We start from the raw sequence: 20,270 nt of genomic DNA on the forward strand, positions 1-20,270 counted from the left end.
CAATCTCACTCGGTTATTCGTTGTCGGTTCCATATTGCAGAACCTGAACTTTCTCCAGCGTAATCAAACCACTTGTCATGATTGTTTCAAGAACGGGCAGGAAAGCGGCCAATTTTTCCTCGTCATCGACGATCTCGATGACGAGGGGCAGATCCTCCGATAGGCGGAGGATCTTCGTGGTGTGAAGCCGGCTGGAATGGCCGAACCCCATCGCGCCGCGCAGGACTGTCGCGCCGGCGATCTGCATTTCGCGGGCCCTCAGCACGATAACCTCATACAGCGGACGGCCATCTGCCTTGTCGTTTTCGCCGATAAATATGCGCAGCAATTGTGCCTGTGTTGGTATCTTCATTGCCTGGACCCTCTCAGCCGGTTGAGGCGAACTGCAAAGATGTGGCCGAGCCAGACGGCGGCAAGCCAGGCCACCACGGAGATCGCGATATTGAGTCCAGCCGCCAGAAACCTCCCGCCTTGCGCGAGGGTGAGCGTTTCAAGGCTGAAGGCCGAGAAGGTCGTCAGGCCGCCACAGAAGCCGGCCATGAAGAACTGGCGCTGCAGCGGACCGGCGAAGACACGACCATCCGGTCCCGTCAATGTCGTGTAGAAGCCGATGAGGAATGAGCCGACAATGTTGACGAGGAGTGTGCCGAAGGGAAATCCAGCGCCCCACAGGGCAGTGCTCGTCGATGAGGCAAGCGCCCGCAGCACACCGCCGATCATGCTGCCTGCGGCCACGGTCGCATAGAGCCGAACCGCTTCGGAGGTTCTGCGCCAACCAATGAGGCGTCCGCCATGCCCGGCCGCGGCAGTGTCCGTCCCGTTGTGGCGGAGCTTCCGCGGGCCGCTCACGGCGCCCCGCTGCCAATCAGAAGACTTCCCGCGGCAAAGCCCAGCGTCACGCCGCCGAGGCTCAGGAAAACCGAAAGCAGCACATTTCCGCCGGCGCGCAGCCATTCGCCCTCGCGCGCCAGTGCCAGCGTCTGCAGGCTGAAGGAAGAGACCGTAGTGTAGCAACCGAGGCCGCCGGTGACGGCAAAGGCCCAGATGGCGGGCATGCCGTCGCGCGTCACCGCATGCGCAACGACACCGATTGCAAACGCTCCCGAGACGTTGACCACCATCGTGCCCCAGGGAAAGGTCTCGCCAACCCGGCGGGCGACGAAGCCGGACAAGAAGAAGCGGGCCATTGCGCCGATCGCGCCACCAAGGCAGACAAGCAAAAGATGATACATCGTGCTTCCTCACGCCGGTCACACCACGGTGTCAGGCGGCTCCGGCCTTCTTCGGCTTGCTGGAGGCGATCATCTTCCAGTTCTTGTAGAACATGGCATTGATGCGCTCGACGCTGACCGAAACGATGGCCAGGAGTGTCGAGATCAGACCGGGAAACGGCGACGGGCGAATGATGTCCATGAACACACAGTAGCGGCGCCCGTCATACTGGTTGACCGAGCGATGCAGCAGTGTGTCATCGAAGATGAACAGCGGGTTCTCGTGCCAGTAGTTCTTGGCGTTGCCGCACTCGACAAACACTTCCGATTTCACCGGGATGAGGTTGTAGAGAATGCGCAGGCTGAGCCGGAGCGGGCCAAAGTGCCAGGAAGTCGATTCCCTGCCGCTGAAAACAGAAACGGCAATCGTCTTGATATATTTGAAATCCTTGTTGAATTCGGCAACGTTGTCTATTTTGTGCTTGCCATACCACTGATAGACATACATGCCGCGCCGGCCGCTGCCGAAATTGGCGTCGATATCGGCGATGATCTCGTCCTTGCGCTCCTTGAATACGTCCAGGACCTCGTTGACCTCGCGTTGATAGTCCGGAGGAAACTGGTCCAGTTTCCAGACACCCCGGTTTCTGTAGCACAGCAGATCGACCAGCAGATTGAAGGGCGAAAGCAGCCAGGTGAAGATGCCGTTGCCGAGGAAATAACCACTGAACAGGGCCCAGTTCTTGTTGTCGTTGCGCAACACGTCGATCAGACCGAGGACAATGAAAATTGTCATCAGGATGGGAATGAAATAAAAGCCGAGCGCCAGCAGCGGGATCGCTATGGCGAACTTCCGAAGGGTCTTGCGAGATTTTTTCGTCATTTTCCACGCGCCAGGCGCGATTCCGTTCTGAATATCGTCGGTACGTTTCTGGCCTGTCCGCCGGCCGAAGGCGCATCTTGATAGGGTTTTTTGTCACGCCAGACAACGGCGATCACGCCACTGTGCGACTGGCAGCTATTTTTCCCGCTCGCTGCGCAGCTTCGCCCAATAGTCCAGCCGCTTCCTGATATCGCGCTCGAAGCCGCGCTCGGGCGGGTCGTAGAATGTCTGCCTTCCCATCTTCTCCGGAAAATAGTCCTGGCCGGAAAAAGCGTCGGGTTCGTCGTGGTCGTAGCGATAGCCGGCGCCGTAATCTTCCTGTTTCATCAGCTTGGTCGGCGCATTGAGAATGTGCTTGGGCGGCAGCAGCGAACCGAATTCCTTCGCCGCCTGTGTGGCGGCCTTGAACGCGGTATAGACTGCATTGGATTTCGGCGCGGTGGCGAGATAGACGGTCGCCTCGGCGAAGGCCAGTTCGCCCTCGGGCGAGCCCAGATAGTCGTAGGCGTCCTTGGCGGCGTTAGCGACGACGAGCGCCTGCGGGTCGGCCAGCCCGATATCCTCCATCGCCATGCGCACCAACCGGCGCCCGAGATAAAGCGGATCTTCGCCGGCGTCGAACATGCGGGCCAGATAGTAGAGTGCCGCGTCGGGGTCGGAGCCGCGCACCGATTTGTGCAACGCGGAGATCAAATTGTAATGGCCGTCCTGGCCTTTGTCGTAGATCGGCGCGCGGCGCTGGACGATGCGCTGCAGAGCTTCGGCGCCGAACACCTCCTTTGATTTCGCTGCGCGCCAGACCTCTTCGGCGAGCGTCAGCGCCGCGCGGCCGTCGCCGTCGCTCATGCGGATGAGCATCGCACGCGCGTCTTCATCGAGCGGCAGCGCCCTGCCCTCTGCCTCCTCGGCCCGCGCCAGCAACTTGGCGATGCTGTCTTCGCCGAGCGAGTGAAAGACCAGCACGCGCGCGCGCGACAAAAGCGCGGCGTTAAGCTCGAAGGACGGGTTCTCGGTGGTGGCGCCGACCAGCACGACGGTGCCGTCTTCCATCACGGGCAGAAAACTGTCCTGCTGGGCGCGGTTGAAACGGTGGATCTCGTCGACGAACAGCAGCGTCTGGCGGCCGTTCGAGCGGCGCAGCTTCGCTGCCTCGAACACTTTCTTCAGGTCGGCAACGCCGGAAAACACGGCCGAGATCTGTTCGAAGGCGAGGCTTGTCTCGCCGGCAAGCAGCCGTGCGACCGTGGTCTTGCCGGTGCCGGGCGGGCCCCAGAAGATCATCGAGCCGAGCGAGCCGGAGCCGATCAGCCGCGTCAGCGCGCCGTCGGGTCCGGTCAGATGCTCCTGGCCGACGACCTCGCCGAGGTTCTTTGGGCGCAAACGGTCGGCCAGCGGCCTGCCGGGCGGCGTCTTTTCCGGTTCATCGACACTGAACAGATCGGCCATGCAACTTCTTCTTGCCTGGAGCCCGATCATGCTGACGGTCGGGCTCAGTAACGCAACACCTGGCGCAGTATCTGCCCGCCGCGCTCGACGGTAAAGCGCCACCAGCGCGTATCCTGCTGGGCTGCCTGTTCCAGGGTCGCCGCCTTGTCGATCGTCAGGCCATTGACCTCACGCACGATGTCGCCCGGCTGGAATCCAAAATCGGCAGCGGGCGAATCGCGGTTGATGTCGACCACGGTTACGCCTTTGACATCGGTGCGCAGACCGAGCCGTTGGGCAAGCCGTGGCGACAGTTCAGCAACCTTGGCGCCGGAAAAGGGGCTGCGGCCGCGCAATGTGAGTTCCGCAGCTTTGGCGCCTTCGGGCGGTCGTTCCAGAGCGATGTCCATCGTCGCTTGCTGACCCTTGCTCAGAACGCCGAAGCTGGCATTCGTACCAATCGACAGCGTCGCCATCCGGTAGTCCAGCGCCCCGACGCTCTCGACCGGCTTGCCGTTGAGCGACAGCACTACGTCGCCAGGCTTGAGCCCTGCCTTGGCCGCGGGTCCCGCCTCTTCGACCGAAGAAACCAGCGCACCGGTCGGTTTGTCCATGCCGAGCGATTCGGCAATCTGCGGCGTCACCGCCTCGAACTCGGCACCGGCATACGGCCGCTCGAAGAAGTCGAGCCCGGCCTTGGCCGCATCGGCGAAGGCGCGGACCATGTTCGAAGGGATGGCAAAGCCGATGCCGATCGAGCCGCCGCTACGGCTATAGATCGCGGTGTTGATGCCGATCAGCTGCCCTCCCATGTTGACCAGCGCGCCACCGGAATTGCCGGGGTTGATGGCGGCATCGGTCTGGATGAAGAAGCTGGAATCGGAGATGCCGATATGGCTGCGCGCCACCGCCGAAATGATGCCGCTGGTGGTGGTCTGGCCGACCCCGAACGGATTGCCGATCGCCAACACCAGGTCGCCGACCTCGAGCGCGTCGGAATCGCCGATGGCGATCACCGGGAACGGCTTGTCAGAAGAAATCTTGAGCACGGCGAGGTCGAGCGTCTCATCCTTGAGCAGCACCTTACTGTCGAATTCGCGCCCGTCGGCGGTCGCGACCTTGACCTGGTCGGCGTCCTTGACGACATGGAAATTGGTGACCACGACGCCGGTCGGATCGACCAGTACCCCCGAACCGAGCGACGACTGCGCGCGCGGCTGCGAGCGGCCGAAGAACTCCTCGAAAAACGGATCGCCGTCGAAGGGTGACGCCACCTTGGCGGTCTGCGAGGCGTAGACATTGACTACAGCCGGCGCCGTCTGCTTGACCAGCGGCGCAAAGGACAGCTGCACCTCCTCGCGGCCGAAGGGCACGCGCTTGTCGGGGCCGGAGGTGGCGTTTTCGCCTTCGACGCCATGCAACAGATCGGTCAGCACGTCGGACAGACCAGGATCTGGCTTGGTCTCCTCCGCCAGCGCGTGCCTGGCCGCAGGCACGACGGCCAACGCCATCAAGGCGCAGATCAGAACAATGGACAGCCGTTTAACGCGCATTCCGAATCCTCCAAGTCGGGCGCCATTGTCCTGACGATTGTGCAAAATGAAAGGCTAAGCCGCTGAAATCCGATTATTTTGGTAGTCGCCGCAAAAACCGGTGACAAAACCCCTGCTAGCCCTGCCCGGTACCTTCGGAAACAGAAAAAGGGGCCCGAAGGCCCCTTTTGAACTTCTCAGGAAAGCCGAGCCTTATGCGGCTGCGGCTTCCTCGTCGGTGCCTTCGGCCTCGATGCGGGCACGGTCGCCGGCGCCCTTGGCCGAGGTGTCGCGGTCGACGAACTCGATGACCGCCATTGCCGCGTTATCACCGTGGCGGAAGCCGGCCTTCATGATGCGCAGATAGCCGCCGTTGCGGGTGGCATAACGTGGCGCGATGGTATCGAACAGGCGCTTGACGACGCCTTCATTGCCGATGTGGGCAATAACCTGGCGGCGGGCGTGCAGGTCGCCGCGCTTGCCGAGCGTCACCAGCTTCTCGACGATCGGACGCAAATCCTTCGCCTTCGGCAGCGTGGTGAGGATCTGCTCGTGCTCGATAAGCGACACGGCAAGGTTGGCAAACATCGACTTGCGATGGCTTATGCTGCGGGCGAACCGGCGGCCTTTAAATCCGTGGCGCATGGCTCTTCTCCTTCATTGCGGTTTCAAGAGGCCTGAGCCCCAGTTGGTTAGCCGCATGATCTTGTCCGAAAAGTCTGCAACTTTTTGCTGCGCTGACCTTCGGTTCGGGATCATGCTTAATATTGATCTTCGTAACGCTTGGCGAGGTCTTCGATGTTTTCCGGCGGCCAGTCCGGCACTTCCATGCCGAGATGCAGGCCCATCGCCGCCAAGACCTCCTTGATCTCGTTCAGCGACTTGCGGCCGAAGTTCGGGGTGCGCAGCATCTCGGCTTCGGTCTTCTGGATCAGGTCGCCGATATAGACGATGTTGTCGTTCTTCAGGCAGTTGGCCGAACGCACCGAAAGCTCGAGCTCGTCGACCTTCTTGAGCAGCGCCGGGTTGAAGGCAAGCTCGGTAACCTGTTCGGCGGCGACTTCCTTCTGCGGCTCGTCGAAATTGACGAACAGGCCGAGCTGGTCCTGCAGGATGCGAGCGGCGAAGGCCACTGCGTCCTCGCCCGAGATCGAACCATCGGTCTCGATGGTCATGGTCAGCTTGTCATAGTCGAGAACCTGGCCCTCGCGGGTGTTCTCGACCTTGTAGGAGACCTTTTTGACCGGCGAATACAGGCTGTCGACGGGGATCAGCCCGATCGGCGCGTCCTCGGCGCGGTTGCGGTCGGCCGGCACATAGCCCTTGCCGGTGTCGACGGTGAATTCCATGCGGATTTCAGCGCCCTCGTCCAGCGTGCAGATGACGTGGTCGGGATTGAGTATCTCGACGTCGCCAACGGTCTGGATGTCGCCGGCGAGAACCGCACCCGGTCCCTGCTTGCGTACGACCATGCGCTTGGGGCCGTCGCCTTCCATACGGATGGCGATTTCCTTGATGTTCAAGACGATGTCGGTCACGTCCTCGCGCACGCCGGCGATGGACGAGAATTCATGCAGAACGCCGTCGATCTGCACGGCGGTCACAGCCGCGCCACGCAGCGAAGATAGAAGCACGCGGCGCAGCGCGTTGCCGAGGGTGAGGCCGAAGCCGCGCTCGAGCGGCTCGGCGACGAGCGTGGTCAGCGTCTTCTTCTTCGACGAGAACTCGATCTTGTTCGGCTTGATCAGTTCTTGCCAATTTTTCTGGATCATAGTGCTTTCCTTCCGTTGTCCCGCCACCATCCAATCGTGGCGGGCGACCTGGAATGCCGTGGAGGAGCGCCCTTGAGGCGCTCGCGCGGCGTTCGGTAAATTCTTTAAACGCGGCGCTTCTTGCGCGGGCGGCAACCATTATGCGGGATCGGCGTCACATCACGGATCGAGGTGATGGTGAAGCCGGCGGCCTGCAGCGCGCGCAGCGCCGATTCACGACCGGAGCCGGGTCCACAGACCTCGACCTCGAGCATGCGCATGCCGTGTTCCTGGGCCTTCTTGGCAACATCTTCGGCGGCCATCTGGGCAGCGAACGGGGTCGACTTGCGCGATCCCTTGAAGCCCTGGGCTCCAGCCGACGACCAGGCAATCGAGTTACCCTGCGCGTCGGTGATGGTGATCATCGTGTTGTTGAAGGTCGAATTGACATGGGCAACGCCCGACGAGATGTTCTTGCGTTCGCGACGGCGAACACGAGTGGCTTCCTTGGCCATGATGGTCCTTTCAGTTGATCTCTACACCGCCGTAATGCCAGCGGCTCCACCAGGGAGAAGGCAGTAGGGGAATATGGCAGTAGGGCAGTAGGGCAGTATGTCTGCCGTTCCTATTGCCTTACTGCCCTACTCCCTTACTGCCCTAAATTACTTCTTCTTTCCGGCAATCGACTTGGCCGGCCCCTTGCGGGTGCGCGCATTGGTATGCGTGCGCTGACCACGAACCGGCAGCGAGCGGCGGTGACGCAGGCCGCGGTAGCAGCCGAGGTCCATGAGCCGCTTGATGTTCATCGACACTTCGCGGCGCAGATCGCCCTCGACCTGATAGTCGCGGTCGATGGTCTCGCGGATCTGCAGCACTTCCGCGTCGGTCAGCTGGTTGACGCGACGCTCGGCCGGGATGCCGACCTTGTCGACGATCTCCTGGGCGAACTTCTTGCCAATGCCGTGAATGTATTGAAGCGCGATGACGACGCGCTTGTTGGTCGGAATGTTGACGCCGGCTATACGAGCCATGTTCTTCTCTTCTCCATGTAGGCCGGACGAGCCGGCGCTTCAAGTTGCCCCGCGTCCGGTGGAGGCCGGCCCTTGCGGGAGTTTCCAGTTCAAAGCGGCCTGCCTTGCCCTTGCGGACAAGCAAGCCTCATGCCTGATAGGAAGACGGGCCGCCATACCCCAGCGGGCCGCTCCAGTCAAGCGCAATCGTTCGATTCTCTAGCCGGCCGCCCGGCCAACCTGCCGGGTCGTCGCCCTGAGCACGCCCTCGATCTGCTGCGTCACCGCATCGATGTCGGCCATGCCATCGACGCCCCTGAGTTTGCCCTTGGCATAGTAGTAACCGATCAGCGGCGAGGTTTTCTTGTAATATTCCCTCAAGCGTTCTTCGAACACCGCTGGACTGTCGTCCTTGCGCACCGGCAGGCCTGCGGCCTTGGCTTCTTCGGCGCGTTTGACGATTCGGCCAACCAGCGCCTTGTCGTCGACGACAAATTCGATGACCGCGTCTAGCTCCAGTCCGCGATCCGACAGCATTTCCTCAACGGCGTCCGCTTGCACCAGGGTTCGCGGGTATCCGTCAAGGATGAAGCCGTTTGCGCAATCAGCTTGATCGATGCGCTCGGCCACGATGGCGTTGACGATAGCGTCGGACACCAGTTCGCCAGCGTCCATCACCGCCTTGGCGCGCTTGCCGACTTCGGTGCCGGCCTGAACAGCAGCACGCAGCATGTCCCCCGTGGAAAGCTGTGGGATGCCGTGTCGTTCTACCAGTCTCAGTGCTTGTGTCCCCTTGCCCGCCCCCGGCGGTCCAAGCAATATCAACCTCATCTGGCCTTTTTCCCCCCGCGCAACTTCGACTTCTTGATCAGGCCCTCATACTGGTGCGCGATCAGGTGACCCTGAATCTGCGCCACCGTATCGAGCGTTACACTGACCACGATCAGGAGCGAAGTGCCACCAAGGTAGAACGGTACGCCAGTCGCTGAAATCAGGAACTCGGGCAACAGACACACCAGCACCAGATAAATGGCGCCGACGACGGTGATGCGGGTGAGCACATAGTCGATATAGTCCGCAGTGCGCTCGCCCGGACGATAGCCCGGGATGAAGCCCGAATGCTTCTTGAGCTGGTCGGCGGTGTCCTTCGGATTGAAGACGATCGCCGTATAGAAGAAGGCGAAGAACACGATCATCGCCGCGTAGAAGGCCATATAGAGCGGTTGGCCGTGGCCGAGCGCCGCCAGGATGGTGCTAGCCCATGCAGGCATATTGGTGGTCTGCGAGAAGCCGGCGACGGTCGCAGGCAGTAGCAGCAGCGACGAGGCGAAGATCGGCGGAATGACGCCGGACGTGTTGAGCTTCAGCGGCAGATGCGAGGTATCGCCCTGGAACATGCGATTGCCAACCTGGCGCTTGGGATACTGGATCAGCAGGCGGCGCTGGGCGCGCTCGAAGAAGACGATCAGCGCGATGACGATGATGGCGAGCACGATGATCGCCAGGATCAGGCCGGTCGACAAGGCGCCGGTGCGGCCAAGCTCCAGCGTGCCGGAGATGGCGCGCGGCAGGCCGGCGACGATGCCGGAGAAGATGATCAGCGAAATGCCGTTGCCGATGCCGCGGGCGGTGATCTGCTCGCCAAGCCACATCAGGAACATGGTGCCGCCGACCAGCGTGACGACGGTAGAGATGCGGAAGAACATGCCGGGATCGTTGACGATGCCGTTGCCGCCCTCAAGCCCGACCGAAATCCCGTACGCCTGGACAAGCGCCAGAAGCACTGTGCCGTAGCGCGTGTACTGGTTGATGATCTTGCGGCCCTGCTCGCCTTCCTTCTTCAGCGCTTCCAGCGATGGAATGACCGAGGTCATCAGCTGCATAATGATGGAAGCGGAGATATAGGGCATAATGCCAAGGGCAAAGATCGCCATGCGCTGCACGGCGCCGCCGGCGAACATGTTGAACATGCCGAGCACGCCCTTGCTCTGCGACGAGAAGGCCTGGGCGAAAGCGTCGGGATTGATGCCGGGCAGCGGGATGTAGGTGCCAAGACGGTAGACGAGCAGCGCGCCGATGGTGAACCAGATGCGCTTCTTCAAATCCTCGGCTTTGGCGAAGGCCGAAAAATTCAGATTCGAGGCTAGTTGTTCAGCAGCCGAAGCCATGCCTGATTCTCCGCTTGGTCACGCTCGATGCCCGCAGCTCAGGCGGCGCGTGTCACCGAAGCTCACGAGATAAGCTCCGGACTGCAAACATGCAAGCGGCCGCGTTGATGCGGCCGCCACATCTGTCGGATCAAAGCACGACCGCAGGCAAAACCGAATTCCGCCTTTGCCGAACGTGCTTCAAATTGCCGTTACTCGGCGGCTGCCTGCTCAGGCAGTTTCACCGAGCCGCCGGCCTTTTCGATCTTCTCGATCGCGGCCTTGGAGGCTCCGGCCACGTCGAAGGCAAGCTTGGCCTTGATGTCGCCGTCCGAAAGGATGCGCACGCCGTCCTTGACGCGACGGATGACGCCGGCCGCAACCAGCGCCTCGGCCGTCACAACTGTCTTAGCGTCAAGCTTCTTGGCATCGAGCGCCGCCTGGATGCGGGCCAGCGACACGACAGTGAAGCTCTTGGCGAAGATATTGTTGAAGCCGCGCTTCGGCAGACGCCGGTAGAGCGGCATCTGGCCACCCTCGAAGCCGTTGACGGCGACACCGGAGCGCGCCTTCTGGCCCTTAACGCCGCGACCGGCGGTCTTGCCCGAACCGGAACCGATGCCACGGCCGAGACGCTTCTTGGAGTGCGTCGCGCCGTCCTTGTCACGCAGATCATTGAGTTTCATCTGGATTCTCCTGCGCTCTGGCTCAGCCCTCGTCCACGACGCGGACGAGATGCTGGACGGCAGCGATCATGCCGCGCACCGAGGGCGTATCCTCCAGCGTGCGCTGCTTGTGCATCTTGTTGAGGCCGAGGCCGACCAGCGTTGCGCGCTGCTCCTTCGGCCGGCGGATCGGCGAACCGATCTGCTCGACGGTGATGGTCTTGGTTGCTTTCTTGGCCATGGTCAGATCCCTGGTCAGCGTCGACTATTCTTCAGCCGCAACGGCGGTGCCGCGGCGGGCCTGAAGGGTCGAATACTTGATGCCGCGCGCGGCAGCCACATCCTTCGGATGCATCTGGCTCTTCAGCGCGTCGAAAGTGGCGCGAACCATGTTGTAGGGGTTGGAAGAACCCATCGACTTGGCGACCACGTCATGCATGCCGAGCGTCTCGAATACGGCGCGCATCGGGCCGCCGGCGATGATGCCGGTACCTTGCTTGGCGGCGCGCAGCAGGACCCGTCCCGCGCCCCAGCGTCCCTCGACGTCATGGTGCAGCGTGCGGCCCGAGCGCAACGGCACGAAGATCATGTCGCGCTTGGCCGATTCGGTCGCCTTGCGGATCGCCTCCGGCACTTCGCGCGCCTTGCCGTGGCCGAAGCCGACGCGGCCCTTCTGGTCGCCGACGACAACGAGTGCTGCAAAGCCGAAGCGCCGGCCGCCCTTGACGACCTTGGCGACACGGTTGATGTGGACGAGCTTGTCGACCATGCCGTCGTCGCGCTCTTCGCGATCACGGCCACGGCCGCCATCCCTACGTTCCTGTGCCATATCCTGTTCCTTGTTTTTTTCCGGAAGCACGGTTGATGATGATATCCGGCGGCCTCTGTGGGTCGCCGGGGCGAATTTCGTTTTTAGAAGCTCAGACCACCTTCACGTGCAGCCTCGGCAAGCGCCTTGACGCGGCCGTGGTAGATGTAGGCGCCGCGGTCGAAGACGACTTCCTTGACGCCGGCCTTCGAGGCACGCTCGGCGATCAGCTTGCCGATGGCAGCTGCGGCCGCGGTGTCGGCGCCGGTCTTGAGCGAGCCCTTGAGCTCCTTCTCAAGCGTCGAAGCAGCCGCGATGGTGTGGCCCTTGGCGTCGTCGATCACCTGGACATAGATGTTCTTCGACGTGCGATGGACCGACAAACGCGGACGATCGCCGGCAACCTTTTTAATCTGGCGGCGGACGCGCTGAGCGCGGCGTTGGGTGGATTCTTTCGAGCCCATGATATCAGTTCCTTGCCTTCAAAAAACGGGGGCAACCATATGCGGTAGGACGAGCCTCCCGCGACCGCTCCCCGCGGCGTTAAAATTACTTCTTCTTGCCTTCCTTGCGGACGATCTTCTCGCCAGCATAGCGAACGCCCTTGCCCTTGTAGGGCTCGGGGCTGCGGTACTCGCGGATCTCGGCGGCAACCTGGCCGACCTGCTGCTTGTCGATGCCGGTCACGGTGATTTCCGTCGGCTTCGGCACCGAAATCGTCACGCCCTGCGGCGTCTCGTAGACAACGTCGTGGCTGAAGCCGAGCGCCAGCTGCAGGTTCTTGCCTTGCATCGCGGCGCGATAGCCGACGCCGGTGATCTCGAGCTTCTTTTCGAAGCCGTCCTTGACGCCCTGCAGGATGTTGACGATCTGCGTGCGCGACATGCCCCATTTGGAACGGGCGGTCTTGGTCTGGTCGCGCGGCTGGACAGCGATCTCGCTGCCTTCCATCTTGACCAGCACTTCGTCGTTCACCACGAACTTCAGCTCGCCCTTCGGACCCTTCGCCGTCACGGTCTGGCCGTTGACGGTCGCGGTCACGCCCTGCGGCAGCGAAACGGGTTTCTTTCCAATACGAGACATTCTGTTGTCCTCGTCACTTCTCTTGTTTCAGGTCTCGGTTTTCGGGACTTGATCCCGAAAGCCGGATTCCAACGGGTCACATACCAGATCAGAAGATCTGGCAGAGGATTTCCCCGCCGACATTCTGTTCGCGCGCTTCGTGGTCGGCCATCACACCCTTCGGCGTCGAAAGAATGGCGATGCCGAGGCCGTTGGCGACGTGTGGTATCGACTTGGCCGAAACGTAGACGCGGCGGCCGGGCTTCGAGACCCGGGCGATTTCGCGCACCACCGGCGCACCGTCGAAATACTTCAGCTCGATCTCGATTTCGGACTTGCCGTTGTCGAAGTCGGTCTGGCTGTAGTCGCGGATATAGCCTTCGGCCTTCAGCACGTCGAGGACACGGGTGCGCAGGCGCGAAGCCGGCGTCGAAACGCTCGACTTCTTACGGCCATACGCGTTGCGGATGCGGGTCAGCATATCGCCGAGAGGATCGCTCAATGACATCTTATGTCCTCCTTACCAGCTCGACTTGACCAGGCCCGGGATCTGGCCGTTATTGCCGAGATCACGAAGCGCGATACGCGATACTTTGAGCTTGCGATAATAGGCACGCGGACGTCCGGTGACTTCGCAGCGGTTGCGGATGCGGGTCTTGGCCGAGTTGCGCGGCAGCGCCGAAAGCTTCAGCTGAGCGCGGAAGCGCTCTTCCATCGGCTTGGACTGATCCATGATGATCGCCTTGAGCACCTTGCGCTTGGCAGCGAACTGGTCCGCAAGCTTGCGGCGCCTGTTGTTCTTCTCGACTGAGCTGGTCTTTGCCATTTCAGATTTTTCCTTTTCTCGCTGCCGTTACTGGCGGAAGGGGAAGTTGAAGGCCTTGAGCAATGCCCTGGCTTCGTCGTCCGTCTTCGCAGTCGTACAAACGATGACGTCCATGCCCCAGATCTGATCAACCTTGTCGTAGTTGATCTCCGGGAACACGATGTGTTCCTTGATGCCCATGGCATAGTTGCCACGGCCATCGAAGCTCTTCGGGTTGAGCCCGCGGAAGTCGCGGACGCGCGGCAGTGCGATGTTCACGAGGCGGTCGAGGAACTCGTACATGCGTTCCTTGCGCAGCGTGACCTTGGCGCCGATCGGCATCTTCTCGCGGACCTTGAAGCCGGCGATCGAGTTGCGGGCGCGGGTGACAACGGCCTTCTGGCCGGCGATCATTGCAAGGTCCTCCGCCGCGATCGAAGGCTTCTTCGAATCGCCGGTCGCCTCGCCGACGCCCATGTTCAACACGATCTTGTCGATGCGCGGAACCTGCATCTCGTTCTCGTAGCCGAACTGCTCCTGCAGCGCCTTGCGAATGGTCTCGTTGTAGACCTGCTTGAGGCGCGGCGTGTTCTGGGCAGTTGCCTGCTTGGTTTGAGCCTTAGCCATTGATGACTTCTCCCGAGCGCTTGGCGACGCGCACCTTCTTGCCGTCCTTCTGGAAGATGAAGCCGACGCGGGTCGGCTTGCCATCCTTGGGGTCGGCCAGCGCGATGTTCGACAGCTGGATCGGCGCTTCCTTGGTGATGATCCCGCCCTCTTGGGACTGGGACTGCTTCTGATGACGACGGATCAGGTTGACGCCGCGCACCAGCGCGGTGTCGTCCTTCGGCTGCACCGAAAGGACTTCGCCCGAACGGCCCTTGTCCTTGCCGGCCAGCACGACGACCTTGTCGCCTTTTCTAATCTTTTGCATTGGTCCGGCTCCTTACAGCACTTCAGGCGCGAGCGAGATGATCTTCATGTGGTTCTTGGCGCGGAGTTCGCGCGGAACCGGTCCGAAGATACGCGTGCCGATCGGCTCTTTCTTGTTGTCGACGAGAACGGCTGCGTTCTTGTCGAAACGGATCACGCTGCCGTCCGGGCGGCGGATGTCCTTGGCCGTGCGAACCACGACCGCCTTCATCACATCGCCCTTCTTGACGCGGCCGCGCGGGATGGCTTCCTTGATCGACACCACGATGATGTCGCCCACGGAAGCGTATTTCCGCTTCGAGCCGCCCAGCACCTTGATGCACATGACACGACGGGCGCCGGAATTATCCGCGACGTCGAGGTTTGTTTGCATCTGAATCATGACTGGCCGCCTTCTTCTTTTCTAACGGGACGGGTTTCTCACCCCTCCCCGGTCTGTCCAAAATTCGTTTCGTTAGCCCCGATCAGGCCTGGTCCGAAGACACCACGACCCAGCGCTTGTCCTTGGAAATCGGCTTCGATTCCTGGATGAACACCTGATCACCGACCTTGTGGGCGTTGTTCTCGTCGTGCGCCTTGTACTTCTTGGTCATGCGCACGGTCTTCTTCATCACGGGATGCGTGAAGCGCCGTTCGACCTTGACGACAACCGTCTTCTCGTTCTTGTCGCTGACGACGGTGCCCTGCAGAATGCGCTTTGGCATGGTTTTCGTCCTTAAGCCTTCTTGGCCGCGGACTTTTCCGCAGCGATGGTCTTGATACGCGCAATGTCCTTGCGGACCTGCCTCACGCGCGCGGTCTTCTCAAGCTGGCCGGTGGCCTTCTGGAAGCGCAGGTTGAACTGCTCCTTCTTCAGGCTGGCCAGGTCGTCGGTCAGCTGGTCCTGCGTCTTGGTCCGGATGTCTTCGGCTTTCATGATCAGCCCGTCCTTATTCTGCGATGCGCTGTACGAAGCGCGTCCTGACCGAGAGCTTGGCCGCGCCGAGACGCAGCGCCTCACGGGCGGTTTCTTCGTTGACGCCGTCGATCTCGAACATGATGCGACCCGGCTTGACGCGTGCCGCCCAGTAGTCGACGGCGCCCTTGCCCTTACCCATACGGACTTCAGTCGGCTTCGACGTAACCGGCACGTCCGGGAAGATACGGATCCACACCCGGCCGGCGCGCTTCATCTCGCGGGTGATCGCGCGGCGGGCCGCCTCGATCTCACGCGCGGTGACGCGGTTCGGCTCAAGCGCCTTCAGCCCGAAACCACCGAAATCCAGGTTGGTGCCGCCCTTGGCGGTACCGTGGATGCGGCCCTTGAACTGCTTGCGGAACTTTGTGCGCTTTGGCTGCAGCATCGTTCTAACTCCAAATTCCTGACTGTCTTACGCGTTTTCGCGACGGCGACCGCGCTCGCGCTCACCACCACCGCCATGCGCATGATCGCCCTCGGTGGCGCGGCGCTCCGATGCCATCGGGTCGTGCTCAAGGATTTCGCCCTTGAACACCCAGACCTTGACGCCACAGATGCCGTAGGCCGTATTCGCCTCGGCCGTGCCGTAGTCGACGTCGGCGCGCAACGTATGCAGCGGCACGCGGCCTTCGCGATACCACTCCATGCGCGCGATCTCGGCGCCGCCGAGACGGCCAGCGCAGTTGATGCGGATGCCTTCGGCACCCAGGCGCATCGCCGACTGGACGGCGCGCTTCATGGCGCGGCGGAACGCGATGCGGCGCTCGAGCTGCTGGGCGATCGACTGGGCGACCAGGGTCGCGTCGATCTCCGGCTTGCGCACTTCGACGATGTTCAGATGCGTCTCGGACTTGGTCATCTCCATCAGCTTCTTGCGAAGCTTCTCGATGTCGGCGCCCTTCTTGCCGATGATCAGGCCCGGACGCGCCGCATGGATGGTGACGCGGCACTTCTTGTGCGGACGCTCGATCACGACCTTCGAGATCGCAGCCTGCTTGAGTTCCTTCTCAAGATATTTGCGGATCTTGATGTCCTCGTGCAGCAGCTTGCCGTACTCGCCGGTGTTCGCGAACCACCGCGAATCCCAGGTGCGGTTGATGCCGAGACGCAGACCGATCGGATTGACTTTCTGGCCCATTATGCGGCCTCCCCTTTTTCTTCGACTTCACGAACGACGATCGTGAGGTGCGAGAACGGCTTCTCGATACGGCTGGCGCGACCACGGCCACGGGCATGGAACCGCTTCATGACAATCGACTTGCCGACATAGGCTTCCGCCACGATCAGCGCATCGACGTCGAGGTCGTGGTTGTTTTCCGCGTTGGCGATCGCCGATTCCAGCGTCTTCTTGACCGTGCCGGAAATCCGCTTGGCCGAGAATTCGAGGTCGGAAAGCGCTGTCGCGACCTTCTTGCCGCGGATCAGCGCGGCAACCAGGTTCAGCTTCTGCGGGCTGATACGGATCGTGCGCAACACGGCGCGCGCTTCGTTGTCAGCAAGCCTGCGCGGAGCTTTGGCCTTGCCCATGATTATTTCCTCTTCGCCTTCTTATCCGCGCCGTGACCGTAATAGGTCCGGGTCGGAGCGAATTCACCGAACTTGTGACCGACCATGTCCTCGTTCACCGAGACGGGAACGTGTTTCTGGCCGTTGTAGACACCGAAGGTGAAGCCGACGAACTGCGGCAGGATGGTGGAGCGGCGGCTCCACATCTTGATCACCTCATTGCGACCACCTTCACGAACCTTGTCCACCTTCTTCAGAAGGTAGCCGTCGATGAAGGGGCCTTTCCAAATCGAACGAGTCACTTGGCGTTACCTCTTCTTAGCTCTTGCGCTGATGGCGCGAGCGCAGGATGAACTTGTCGGTCGCCTTGTTGGACCGCGTCTTCTTGCCCTTGGTCGGCTTGCCCCAGGGCGAAACCGGATGGCGGCCACCCGAGGTGCGGCCTTCGCCGCCGCCATGCGGATGGTCGACCGGGTTCATGGTCACACCGCGATTGTGCGGACGTTTGCCACGCCACACGGTGCGGCCAGCCTTGCCGTCATTGATGTTGCCGTGGTCCGGGTTGGACACGGCGCCGACAGTGGCCATGCAGGAGCCGTGGACGACACGCTGCTCGCCCGAATTGAGGCGCAGGATCGCCATGCCCTGGTCGCGGCCGACGAGCTGGCCATAACCACCGGCCGAACGGGCGACCTGAGCGCCCTTGCCGGGCTTCAGCTCGATATTATGGACGATCGTGCCGACCGGCATAGAGGCCAGCGGCATCGCGTTGCCCGGCTTCACGTCGACCGATTCACCGGCCACGATCTTGTCGCCGGGAGCCAGACGCTGCGGGGCGATGATGTAGGACAGCTCGCCATCGTCGTACTTGATCAGCGCAATGAAGGCGGTGCGGTTCGGATCGTACTCGATACGCTCAACCGTACCGACGACGTCGAACTTGCGGCGCTTGAAGTCGATGATGCGGTAGGTGCGCTTGTGACCGCCGCCGATGAAGCGGGCCGTGATGCGGCCGTAATTGTTGCGGCCGCCCGACTTGGTCAGGCCTTCGGTCAGGCCCTTGACGGGCTTGCCCTTGTAGAGGCCCGAGCGGTCGACGATGACCAGCTGACGGGTGCTCGGCGTTACCGGGTTGAATTTTTTCAGTGTCATTGTTCTGTCCTCGCGACCTTGCTCAGAGACCCGTCGCGACGTCGATCGACTGGCCGTCGGCCAGCGTCACAACCGCCTTCTTGACGTCGCTCTGGCGGCCGATCGTGCCGCGGAAGCGCTTGATCTTGCCCTTGCGGACAAGCGTGTTCACAGCCATCACCTTGACGCCGAACAGCGCTTCGACGGCGGCCTTGATTTCCGGCTTCGACGCCTTCTTGGCAACATTGAAGACGACCTGGTTCTGCTCGGAAGCCATGGTCGACTTTTCGGTGATCGCCGGCGAGACGATCACGTCGTAGTGACGAAGGTCGGTCATTTGAAGCGCTCCTCGAGAGCCTCGACGGCGGCCTTGGAAAGGACCAGCGTGCCGCGGCGCAGAATGTCGTAGACGTTGATGCCCTGGATGGGCAGCACGTCGATGTTCGGGATGTTGGTCGCCGCCAGCTTGAAATTCTTGTCAAGCTCGGCGCCGCCGATCACCAGGGCGTTGCTCAGGCCCAGCGTCGCGAAATTCGCGATCAGTGCCTTGGTCTTGGCCTCGGTCAGCTTCAGCTCGTCAATGATGATGATCGACGCGCTTTTGGCCTTGGCCGAAAGCGCATGCTTGAGACCGAGCGCACGCACCTTCTTCGGCAGATCGTGCTCGTGGCTGCGCACGACCGGGCCGTGGGCCTTGCCGCCGCCGCGGAACTGCGGAGCGCGAGCCGAATGGTGACGGGCGCGGCCGGTACCCTTCTGCTTGTACATCTTGGCGCCGGTGCGGGCGATTTCCGCGCGGCCCTTGGCCTTGTGCGTGCCCTGCTGCTTCTTGGCGAGCTGCCAGCGCACGACGCGCTGCAGGATGTCCTCGCGCGGATCAAGGCCGAAAATCTCTTCGGAGAGCTTCAGCTTACCGGCGTCCTTGCCGCCAAGCGTTGTAATCTTGAGGTCCATTATTCCGCTCCCTCTGTGGCCGGGGCCTCGTTCTTGGCGGCACCATCGGTTGCAACGGCGCGGATCGCGGCGGGCTTCGGCGCATTGGCCGGAAGCGCCACCTTGGCCGCATCGCGGACCAGGATCCATGCACCCTTCGAACCCGGGACCGCACCGCGGATCAGGATCAGGCCACGATCGGCGTCGGTCGAGACGACCTCGACATTCTGCGTGGTGACGCGGGTGTCACCCATGTGGCCGGCCATATGCTTGCCCTTGAACACCTTGCCCGGATCCTGGCGCTGGCCGGTCGAACCGTGTGTACGGTGCGACACCGAGTTGCCGTGCGTCGCGCGGCCGCCACCCATGTGGTGCCGCTTGATGACGCCCTGGAAACCCTTGCCGATCGTGGTTCCCGTCACATCGACCTTCTGGCCGACGACGAAATGCTCGACGGTGATCTCGGCGCCGACATCGATCATGTTGTCGGCGGAGACGCGGAACTCGGCAACCTTGGCCTTAGGCTCGACGGAAGCGGTCGCGAAATGGCCGCGCATCGCCTTCGACGTGTTCTTCACCTTGGCAAGGCCAACGCCGAGTTGGACGGCGGTATAGCCGTTCTTCTCCTGCGTGCGCTGCGCCACGACCTGGCAGTTCTCCATCTGGAGAACAGTGACGGGAACATGTTCCCCGGCATCGTTGTAGATGCGGGTCATTCCCACCTTCTTTGCAATCACACCTGAACGCATCGGTTCAATTCCTTTAGAGTTCCCTGTCGGGGCTGTCGCCCCTCCACGCCTCTTGTTCCTTCAGAGTTCCGGGTCGCCCCGCTGACCTCTGGTTCCTTAGAGCTTGATCTCGACGTCGACACCGGCGGCCAGGTCGAGCTTCATCAAAGCATCGACCGTCTGCGGGGTCGGGTCGACGATGTCGAGCAGACGCTTGTGCGTGCGCATCTCGAACTGCTCGCGGCTCTTCTTGTCGACATGAGGCGACCGGTTGACCGTGAACTTTTCGATCCGCGTCGGCAGCGGAATTGGGCCGCGGACGTTGGCGCCGGTGCGCTTGGCGGTCGACACGATTTCCCGTGTCGAGGCGTCGAGCACCCGGTGATCAAACGCCTTCAGGCGGATGCGGATATTCTGTCCGTTCATGCGTCACTTCCTTGTTCTGGCGCGGCGCGGGCAGCGCCCGCGACAGATCGGTTTAAGTCCAAATTACTCTTTGATGGTGACGACGATGCCGGCACCGACGGTGCGGCCGCCTTCACGGATGGCGAAGCGCAGCTTCTCTTCCATGGCGATCGGCACGATCAGCTCGACATCGACGGTGATGTTGTCGCCCGGCATCACCATCTCGGTGCCTTCCGGCAGCGACACGATGCCGGTCACGTCCGTCGTGCGGAAATAGAACTGCGGACGGTAGTTGGTGAAGAACGGCGTATGGCGGCCGCCCTCGTCCTTGGTCAGGATGTAGGCTTCGGCAACGAACTTCTTGTGCGGCTTGACGG

General features: G+C 61.9%; 34 protein-coding genes. All 34 read right to left on the reverse strand.

The genetic code is table 11. The features are described 5' to 3' along the window. Positions 1-13: 13 nt before the first annotated feature. Positions 14-352 carry a DUF190 domain-containing protein gene (locus tag NKJ13_RS15855; RefSeq protein WP_254817158.1) on the reverse strand — a complete coding sequence of 113 codons (339 nt, stop codon included), beginning with the start codon at positions 350-352 and terminating at the stop codon, positions 14-16. Further along, complete coding sequence (gene crcB, locus NKJ13_RS15860) at positions 349-735, reverse strand: fluoride efflux transporter CrcB (RefSeq protein WP_502896091.1); 387 nt, start codon at positions 733-735, stop codon at positions 349-351. The genes NKJ13_RS15855 and crcB (NKJ13_RS15860) overlap by 4 nt, the downstream gene beginning before the upstream one ends. A gap of 110 nt (positions 736-845) precedes the next feature. Then, entirely contained in the window at positions 846-1,232 is a 387-nt protein-coding gene (gene crcB, locus NKJ13_RS15865) for a fluoride efflux transporter CrcB (RefSeq protein WP_352507447.1), read from the reverse strand. 31 nt (positions 1,233-1,263) lie between these two features. Further along, positions 1,264-2,094, reverse strand: coding sequence for an aspartyl/asparaginyl beta-hydroxylase domain-containing protein (locus tag NKJ13_RS15870; protein WP_352507448.1), 831 nt, complete (start codon positions 2,092-2,094; stop codon positions 1,264-1,266). 135 nt (positions 2,095-2,229) lie between these two features. After that, positions 2,230-3,540: a replication-associated recombination protein A gene (locus NKJ13_RS15875; RefSeq protein ID WP_023675125.1), complete on the reverse strand. Its 1,311-nt coding sequence runs from the start codon at positions 3,538-3,540 to the stop codon at positions 2,230-2,232. 44 nt (positions 3,541-3,584) lie between these two features. After that, positions 3,585-5,072 (reverse strand): DegQ family serine endoprotease, encoded by a 1,488-nt coding sequence (locus tag NKJ13_RS15880; RefSeq protein WP_352736416.1) that lies wholly within the window; start codon positions 5,070-5,072, stop codon positions 3,585-3,587. A 192-nt stretch (positions 5,073-5,264) separates the two neighbouring features. After that, the gene (rplQ, locus tag NKJ13_RS15885; RefSeq protein WP_352736414.1) at positions 5,265-5,696 is read right to left on the reverse strand and encodes a 50S ribosomal protein L17; all 432 of its coding nucleotides are present in this window, start codon (positions 5,694-5,696) and stop codon (positions 5,265-5,267) included. 116 nt (positions 5,697-5,812) lie between these two features. Next, positions 5,813-6,823, reverse strand: coding sequence for a DNA-directed RNA polymerase subunit alpha (locus tag NKJ13_RS15890; RefSeq protein WP_023675128.1), 1,011 nt, complete (start codon positions 6,821-6,823; stop codon positions 5,813-5,815). Positions 6,824-6,927: 104 nt separating this feature from the next. Continuing rightward, entirely contained in the window at positions 6,928-7,317 is a 390-nt protein-coding gene (rpsK, locus tag NKJ13_RS15895; protein WP_023799279.1) for a 30S ribosomal protein S11, read from the reverse strand. 147 nt (positions 7,318-7,464) lie between these two features. Further along, a complete protein-coding gene (gene rpsM / locus NKJ13_RS15900; RefSeq protein WP_006205445.1) occupies positions 7,465-7,833 on the reverse strand; it encodes a 30S ribosomal protein S13 in 369 nt (122 codons plus the stop codon). 198 nt (positions 7,834-8,031) lie between these two features. After that, positions 8,032-8,643, reverse strand: a complete 612-nt coding sequence (locus tag NKJ13_RS15905) for an adenylate kinase (RefSeq protein WP_352736413.1) — start codon at positions 8,641-8,643, stop codon at positions 8,032-8,034. Beyond that, the gene (secY, locus tag NKJ13_RS15910; RefSeq protein ID WP_023675130.1) at positions 8,640-9,980 is read right to left on the reverse strand and encodes a preprotein translocase subunit SecY; all 1,341 of its coding nucleotides are present in this window, start codon (positions 9,978-9,980) and stop codon (positions 8,640-8,642) included. Before secY ends, NKJ13_RS15905 begins: the two co-directional genes overlap by 4 nt. A gap of 191 nt (positions 9,981-10,171) precedes the next feature. Further along, a complete protein-coding gene (rplO, locus tag NKJ13_RS15915; protein WP_023675131.1) occupies positions 10,172-10,645 on the reverse strand; it encodes a 50S ribosomal protein L15 in 474 nt (157 codons plus the stop codon). 22 nt (positions 10,646-10,667) lie between these two features. Beyond that, positions 10,668-10,865 (reverse strand): 50S ribosomal protein L30, encoded by a 198-nt coding sequence (gene rpmD, locus NKJ13_RS15920; protein ID WP_006205449.1) that lies wholly within the window; start codon positions 10,863-10,865, stop codon positions 10,668-10,670. Positions 10,866-10,889: 24 nt separating this feature from the next. Then, positions 10,890-11,453, reverse strand: coding sequence for a 30S ribosomal protein S5 (rpsE, locus tag NKJ13_RS15925; RefSeq protein WP_006333394.1), 564 nt, complete (start codon positions 11,451-11,453; stop codon positions 10,890-10,892). An 83-nt stretch (positions 11,454-11,536) separates the two neighbouring features. Continuing rightward, positions 11,537-11,896: a 50S ribosomal protein L18 gene (gene rplR / locus NKJ13_RS15930; protein WP_023675132.1), complete on the reverse strand. Its 360-nt coding sequence runs from the start codon at positions 11,894-11,896 to the stop codon at positions 11,537-11,539. An 85-nt stretch (positions 11,897-11,981) separates the two neighbouring features. Then, entirely contained in the window at positions 11,982-12,515 is a 534-nt protein-coding gene (rplF, locus tag NKJ13_RS15935) for a 50S ribosomal protein L6 (protein WP_023675133.1), read from the reverse strand. A gap of 88 nt (positions 12,516-12,603) precedes the next feature. Continuing rightward, on the reverse strand, positions 12,604-13,002 hold the full coding sequence (gene rpsH, locus NKJ13_RS15940) for a 30S ribosomal protein S8 (protein ID WP_006205453.1): 399 nt from the start codon (positions 13,000-13,002) through the stop codon (positions 12,604-12,606). A gap of 12 nt (positions 13,003-13,014) precedes the next feature. Beyond that, on the reverse strand, positions 13,015-13,320 hold the full coding sequence (gene rpsN, locus NKJ13_RS15945) for a 30S ribosomal protein S14 (protein ID WP_023675134.1): 306 nt from the start codon (positions 13,318-13,320) through the stop codon (positions 13,015-13,017). 27 nt (positions 13,321-13,347) lie between these two features. Continuing rightward, positions 13,348-13,926, reverse strand: coding sequence for a 50S ribosomal protein L5 (rplE, locus tag NKJ13_RS15950; RefSeq protein WP_008875670.1), 579 nt, complete (start codon positions 13,924-13,926; stop codon positions 13,348-13,350). Further along, positions 13,919-14,233: a 50S ribosomal protein L24 gene (gene rplX, locus NKJ13_RS15955; protein WP_254817150.1), complete on the reverse strand. Its 315-nt coding sequence runs from the start codon at positions 14,231-14,233 to the stop codon at positions 13,919-13,921. The genes rplE and rplX overlap by 8 nt, the downstream gene beginning before the upstream one ends. A 12-nt stretch (positions 14,234-14,245) precedes the next feature. Beyond that, a complete protein-coding gene (rplN, locus tag NKJ13_RS15960) occupies positions 14,246-14,614 on the reverse strand; it encodes a 50S ribosomal protein L14 (RefSeq protein ID WP_006205457.1) in 369 nt (122 codons plus the stop codon). Between the two features lie 82 nt (positions 14,615-14,696). Then, positions 14,697-14,936, reverse strand: a complete 240-nt coding sequence (rpsQ, locus tag NKJ13_RS15965) for a 30S ribosomal protein S17 (RefSeq protein WP_023675136.1) — start codon at positions 14,934-14,936, stop codon at positions 14,697-14,699. Between the two features lie 11 nt (positions 14,937-14,947). Beyond that, positions 14,948-15,148: a 50S ribosomal protein L29 gene (gene rpmC, locus NKJ13_RS15970; protein ID WP_006205459.1), complete on the reverse strand. Its 201-nt coding sequence runs from the start codon at positions 15,146-15,148 to the stop codon at positions 14,948-14,950. A 13-nt stretch (positions 15,149-15,161) separates the two neighbouring features. Next, positions 15,162-15,575: a 50S ribosomal protein L16 gene (gene rplP / locus NKJ13_RS15975; RefSeq protein WP_006205460.1), complete on the reverse strand. Its 414-nt coding sequence runs from the start codon at positions 15,573-15,575 to the stop codon at positions 15,162-15,164. A gap of 27 nt (positions 15,576-15,602) precedes the next feature. After that, positions 15,603-16,328, reverse strand: coding sequence for a 30S ribosomal protein S3 (gene rpsC / locus NKJ13_RS15980; RefSeq protein ID WP_023675137.1), 726 nt, complete (start codon positions 16,326-16,328; stop codon positions 15,603-15,605). After that, positions 16,328-16,717 (reverse strand): 50S ribosomal protein L22, encoded by a 390-nt coding sequence (gene rplV, locus NKJ13_RS15985; RefSeq protein WP_006205462.1) that lies wholly within the window; start codon positions 16,715-16,717, stop codon positions 16,328-16,330. Before rplV ends, rpsC begins: the two co-directional genes overlap by 1 nt. A 2-nt stretch (positions 16,718-16,719) precedes the next feature. After that, on the reverse strand, positions 16,720-16,998 hold the full coding sequence (rpsS, locus tag NKJ13_RS15990) for a 30S ribosomal protein S19 (protein WP_006205463.1): 279 nt from the start codon (positions 16,996-16,998) through the stop codon (positions 16,720-16,722). 16 nt (positions 16,999-17,014) lie between these two features. After that, positions 17,015-17,848 carry a 50S ribosomal protein L2 gene (gene rplB / locus NKJ13_RS15995; protein ID WP_352704050.1) on the reverse strand — a complete coding sequence of 278 codons (834 nt, stop codon included), beginning with the start codon at positions 17,846-17,848 and terminating at the stop codon, positions 17,015-17,017. Positions 17,849-17,870: 22 nt separating this feature from the next. Continuing rightward, positions 17,871-18,164 carry a 50S ribosomal protein L23 gene (locus tag NKJ13_RS16000; protein ID WP_006205465.1) on the reverse strand — a complete coding sequence of 98 codons (294 nt, stop codon included), beginning with the start codon at positions 18,162-18,164 and terminating at the stop codon, positions 17,871-17,873. After that, the gene (gene rplD, locus NKJ13_RS16005) at positions 18,161-18,781 is read right to left on the reverse strand and encodes a 50S ribosomal protein L4 (protein WP_023675140.1); all 621 of its coding nucleotides are present in this window, start codon (positions 18,779-18,781) and stop codon (positions 18,161-18,163) included. Before rplD ends, NKJ13_RS16000 begins: the two co-directional genes overlap by 4 nt. After that, on the reverse strand, positions 18,781-19,509 hold the full coding sequence (rplC, locus tag NKJ13_RS16010) for a 50S ribosomal protein L3 (protein ID WP_023717519.1): 729 nt from the start codon (positions 19,507-19,509) through the stop codon (positions 18,781-18,783). The genes rplD and rplC overlap by 1 nt, the downstream gene beginning before the upstream one ends. A 96-nt stretch (positions 19,510-19,605) precedes the next feature. Beyond that, the gene (gene rpsJ, locus NKJ13_RS16015; RefSeq protein ID WP_006205468.1) at positions 19,606-19,914 is read right to left on the reverse strand and encodes a 30S ribosomal protein S10; all 309 of its coding nucleotides are present in this window, start codon (positions 19,912-19,914) and stop codon (positions 19,606-19,608) included. Between the two features lie 63 nt (positions 19,915-19,977). Next, on the reverse strand, positions 19,978-20,270 hold a 293-nt coding region (locus tag NKJ13_RS16020; RefSeq protein WP_477267130.1), incomplete at its 5' end, for an EF-Tu C-terminal domain-related protein.

The organism is Mesorhizobium sp. M0174 (assembly GCF_040322275.1).
Lineage (GTDB): Bacteria > Pseudomonadota > Alphaproteobacteria > Rhizobiales > Rhizobiaceae > Mesorhizobium.

Coding starts and splice junctions, on each gene's coding strand:
- NKJ13_RS15855 (WP_254817158.1), bottom strand. CDS start 352: ATGAAGATACCAACACAGGCACAATTGCTGCGCATATTTATCGGCGAA.
- crcB (WP_352507447.1), bottom strand. CDS start 1,232: ATGTATCATCTTTTGCTTGTCTGCCTTGGTGGCGCGATCGGCGCAATG.
- NKJ13_RS15870 (WP_352507448.1), bottom strand. CDS start 2,094: ATGACGAAAAAATCTCGCAAGACCCTTCGGAAGTTCGCCATAGCGATC.
- NKJ13_RS15875 (WP_023675125.1), bottom strand. CDS start 3,540: ATGGCCGATCTGTTCAGTGTCGATGAACCGGAAAAGACGCCGCCCGGC.
- NKJ13_RS15880 (WP_352736416.1), bottom strand. CDS start 5,072: ATGCGCGTTAAACGGCTGTCCATTGTTCTGATCTGCGCCTTGATGGCG.
- rplQ (WP_352736414.1), bottom strand. CDS start 5,696: ATGCGCCACGGATTTAAAGGCCGCCGGTTCGCCCGCAGCATAAGCCAT.
- NKJ13_RS15890 (WP_023675128.1), bottom strand. CDS start 6,823: ATGATCCAGAAAAATTGGCAAGAACTGATCAAGCCGAACAAGATCGAG.
- rpsK (WP_023799279.1), bottom strand. CDS start 7,317: ATGGCCAAGGAAGCCACTCGTGTTCGCCGTCGCGAACGCAAGAACATC.
- rpsM (WP_006205445.1), bottom strand. CDS start 7,833: ATGGCTCGTATAGCCGGCGTCAACATTCCGACCAACAAGCGCGTCGTC.
- NKJ13_RS15905 (WP_352736413.1), bottom strand. CDS start 8,643: ATGAGGTTGATATTGCTTGGACCGCCGGGGGCGGGCAAGGGGACACAA.
- secY (WP_023675130.1), bottom strand. CDS start 9,980: ATGGCTTCGGCTGCTGAACAACTAGCCTCGAATCTGAATTTTTCGGCC.
- rplO (WP_023675131.1), bottom strand. CDS start 10,645: ATGAAACTCAATGATCTGCGTGACAAGGACGGCGCGACGCACTCCAAG.
- rpmD (WP_006205449.1), bottom strand. CDS start 10,865: ATGGCCAAGAAAGCAACCAAGACCATCACCGTCGAGCAGATCGGTTCG.
- rpsE (WP_006333394.1), bottom strand. CDS start 11,453: ATGGCACAGGAACGTAGGGATGGCGGCCGTGGCCGTGATCGCGAAGAG.
- rplR (WP_023675132.1), bottom strand. CDS start 11,896: ATGGGCTCGAAAGAATCCACCCAACGCCGCGCTCAGCGCGTCCGCCGC.
- rplF (WP_023675133.1), bottom strand. CDS start 12,515: ATGTCTCGTATTGGAAAGAAACCCGTTTCGCTGCCGCAGGGCGTGACC.
- rpsH (WP_006205453.1), bottom strand. CDS start 13,002: ATGTCATTGAGCGATCCTCTCGGCGATATGCTGACCCGCATCCGCAAC.
- rpsN (WP_023675134.1), bottom strand. CDS start 13,320: ATGGCAAAGACCAGCTCAGTCGAGAAGAACAACAGGCGCCGCAAGCTT.
- rplE (WP_008875670.1), bottom strand. CDS start 13,926: ATGGCTAAGGCTCAAACCAAGCAGGCAACTGCCCAGAACACGCCGCGC.
- rplX (WP_254817150.1), bottom strand. CDS start 14,233: ATGCAAAAGATTAGAAAAGGCGACAAGGTCGTCGTGCTGGCCGGCAAG.
- rplN (WP_006205457.1), bottom strand. CDS start 14,614: ATGATTCAGATGCAAACAAACCTCGACGTCGCGGATAATTCCGGCGCC.
- rpsQ (WP_023675136.1), bottom strand. CDS start 14,936: ATGCCAAAGCGCATTCTGCAGGGCACCGTCGTCAGCGACAAGAACGAG.
- rpmC (WP_006205459.1), bottom strand. CDS start 15,148: ATGAAAGCCGAAGACATCCGGACCAAGACGCAGGACCAGCTGACCGAC.
- rplP (WP_006205460.1), bottom strand. CDS start 15,575: ATGCTGCAGCCAAAGCGCACAAAGTTCCGCAAGCAGTTCAAGGGCCGC.
- rpsC (WP_023675137.1), bottom strand. CDS start 16,328: ATGGGCCAGAAAGTCAATCCGATCGGTCTGCGTCTCGGCATCAACCGC.
- rplV (WP_006205462.1), bottom strand. CDS start 16,717: ATGGGCAAGGCCAAAGCTCCGCGCAGGCTTGCTGACAACGAAGCGCGC.
- rplB (WP_352704050.1), bottom strand. CDS start 17,848: ATGACACTGAAAAAATTCAACCCGGTAACGCCGAGCACCCGTCAGCTG.
- NKJ13_RS16000 (WP_006205465.1), bottom strand. CDS start 18,164: ATGACCGACCTTCGTCACTACGACGTGATCGTCTCGCCGGCGATCACC.
- rplD (WP_023675140.1), bottom strand. CDS start 18,781: ATGGACCTCAAGATTACAACGCTTGGCGGCAAGGACGCCGGTAAGCTG.
- rplC (WP_023717519.1), bottom strand. CDS start 19,509: ATGCGTTCAGGTGTGATTGCAAAGAAGGTGGGAATGACCCGCATCTAC.
- rpsJ (WP_006205468.1), bottom strand. CDS start 19,914: ATGAACGGACAGAATATCCGCATCCGCCTGAAGGCGTTTGATCACCGG.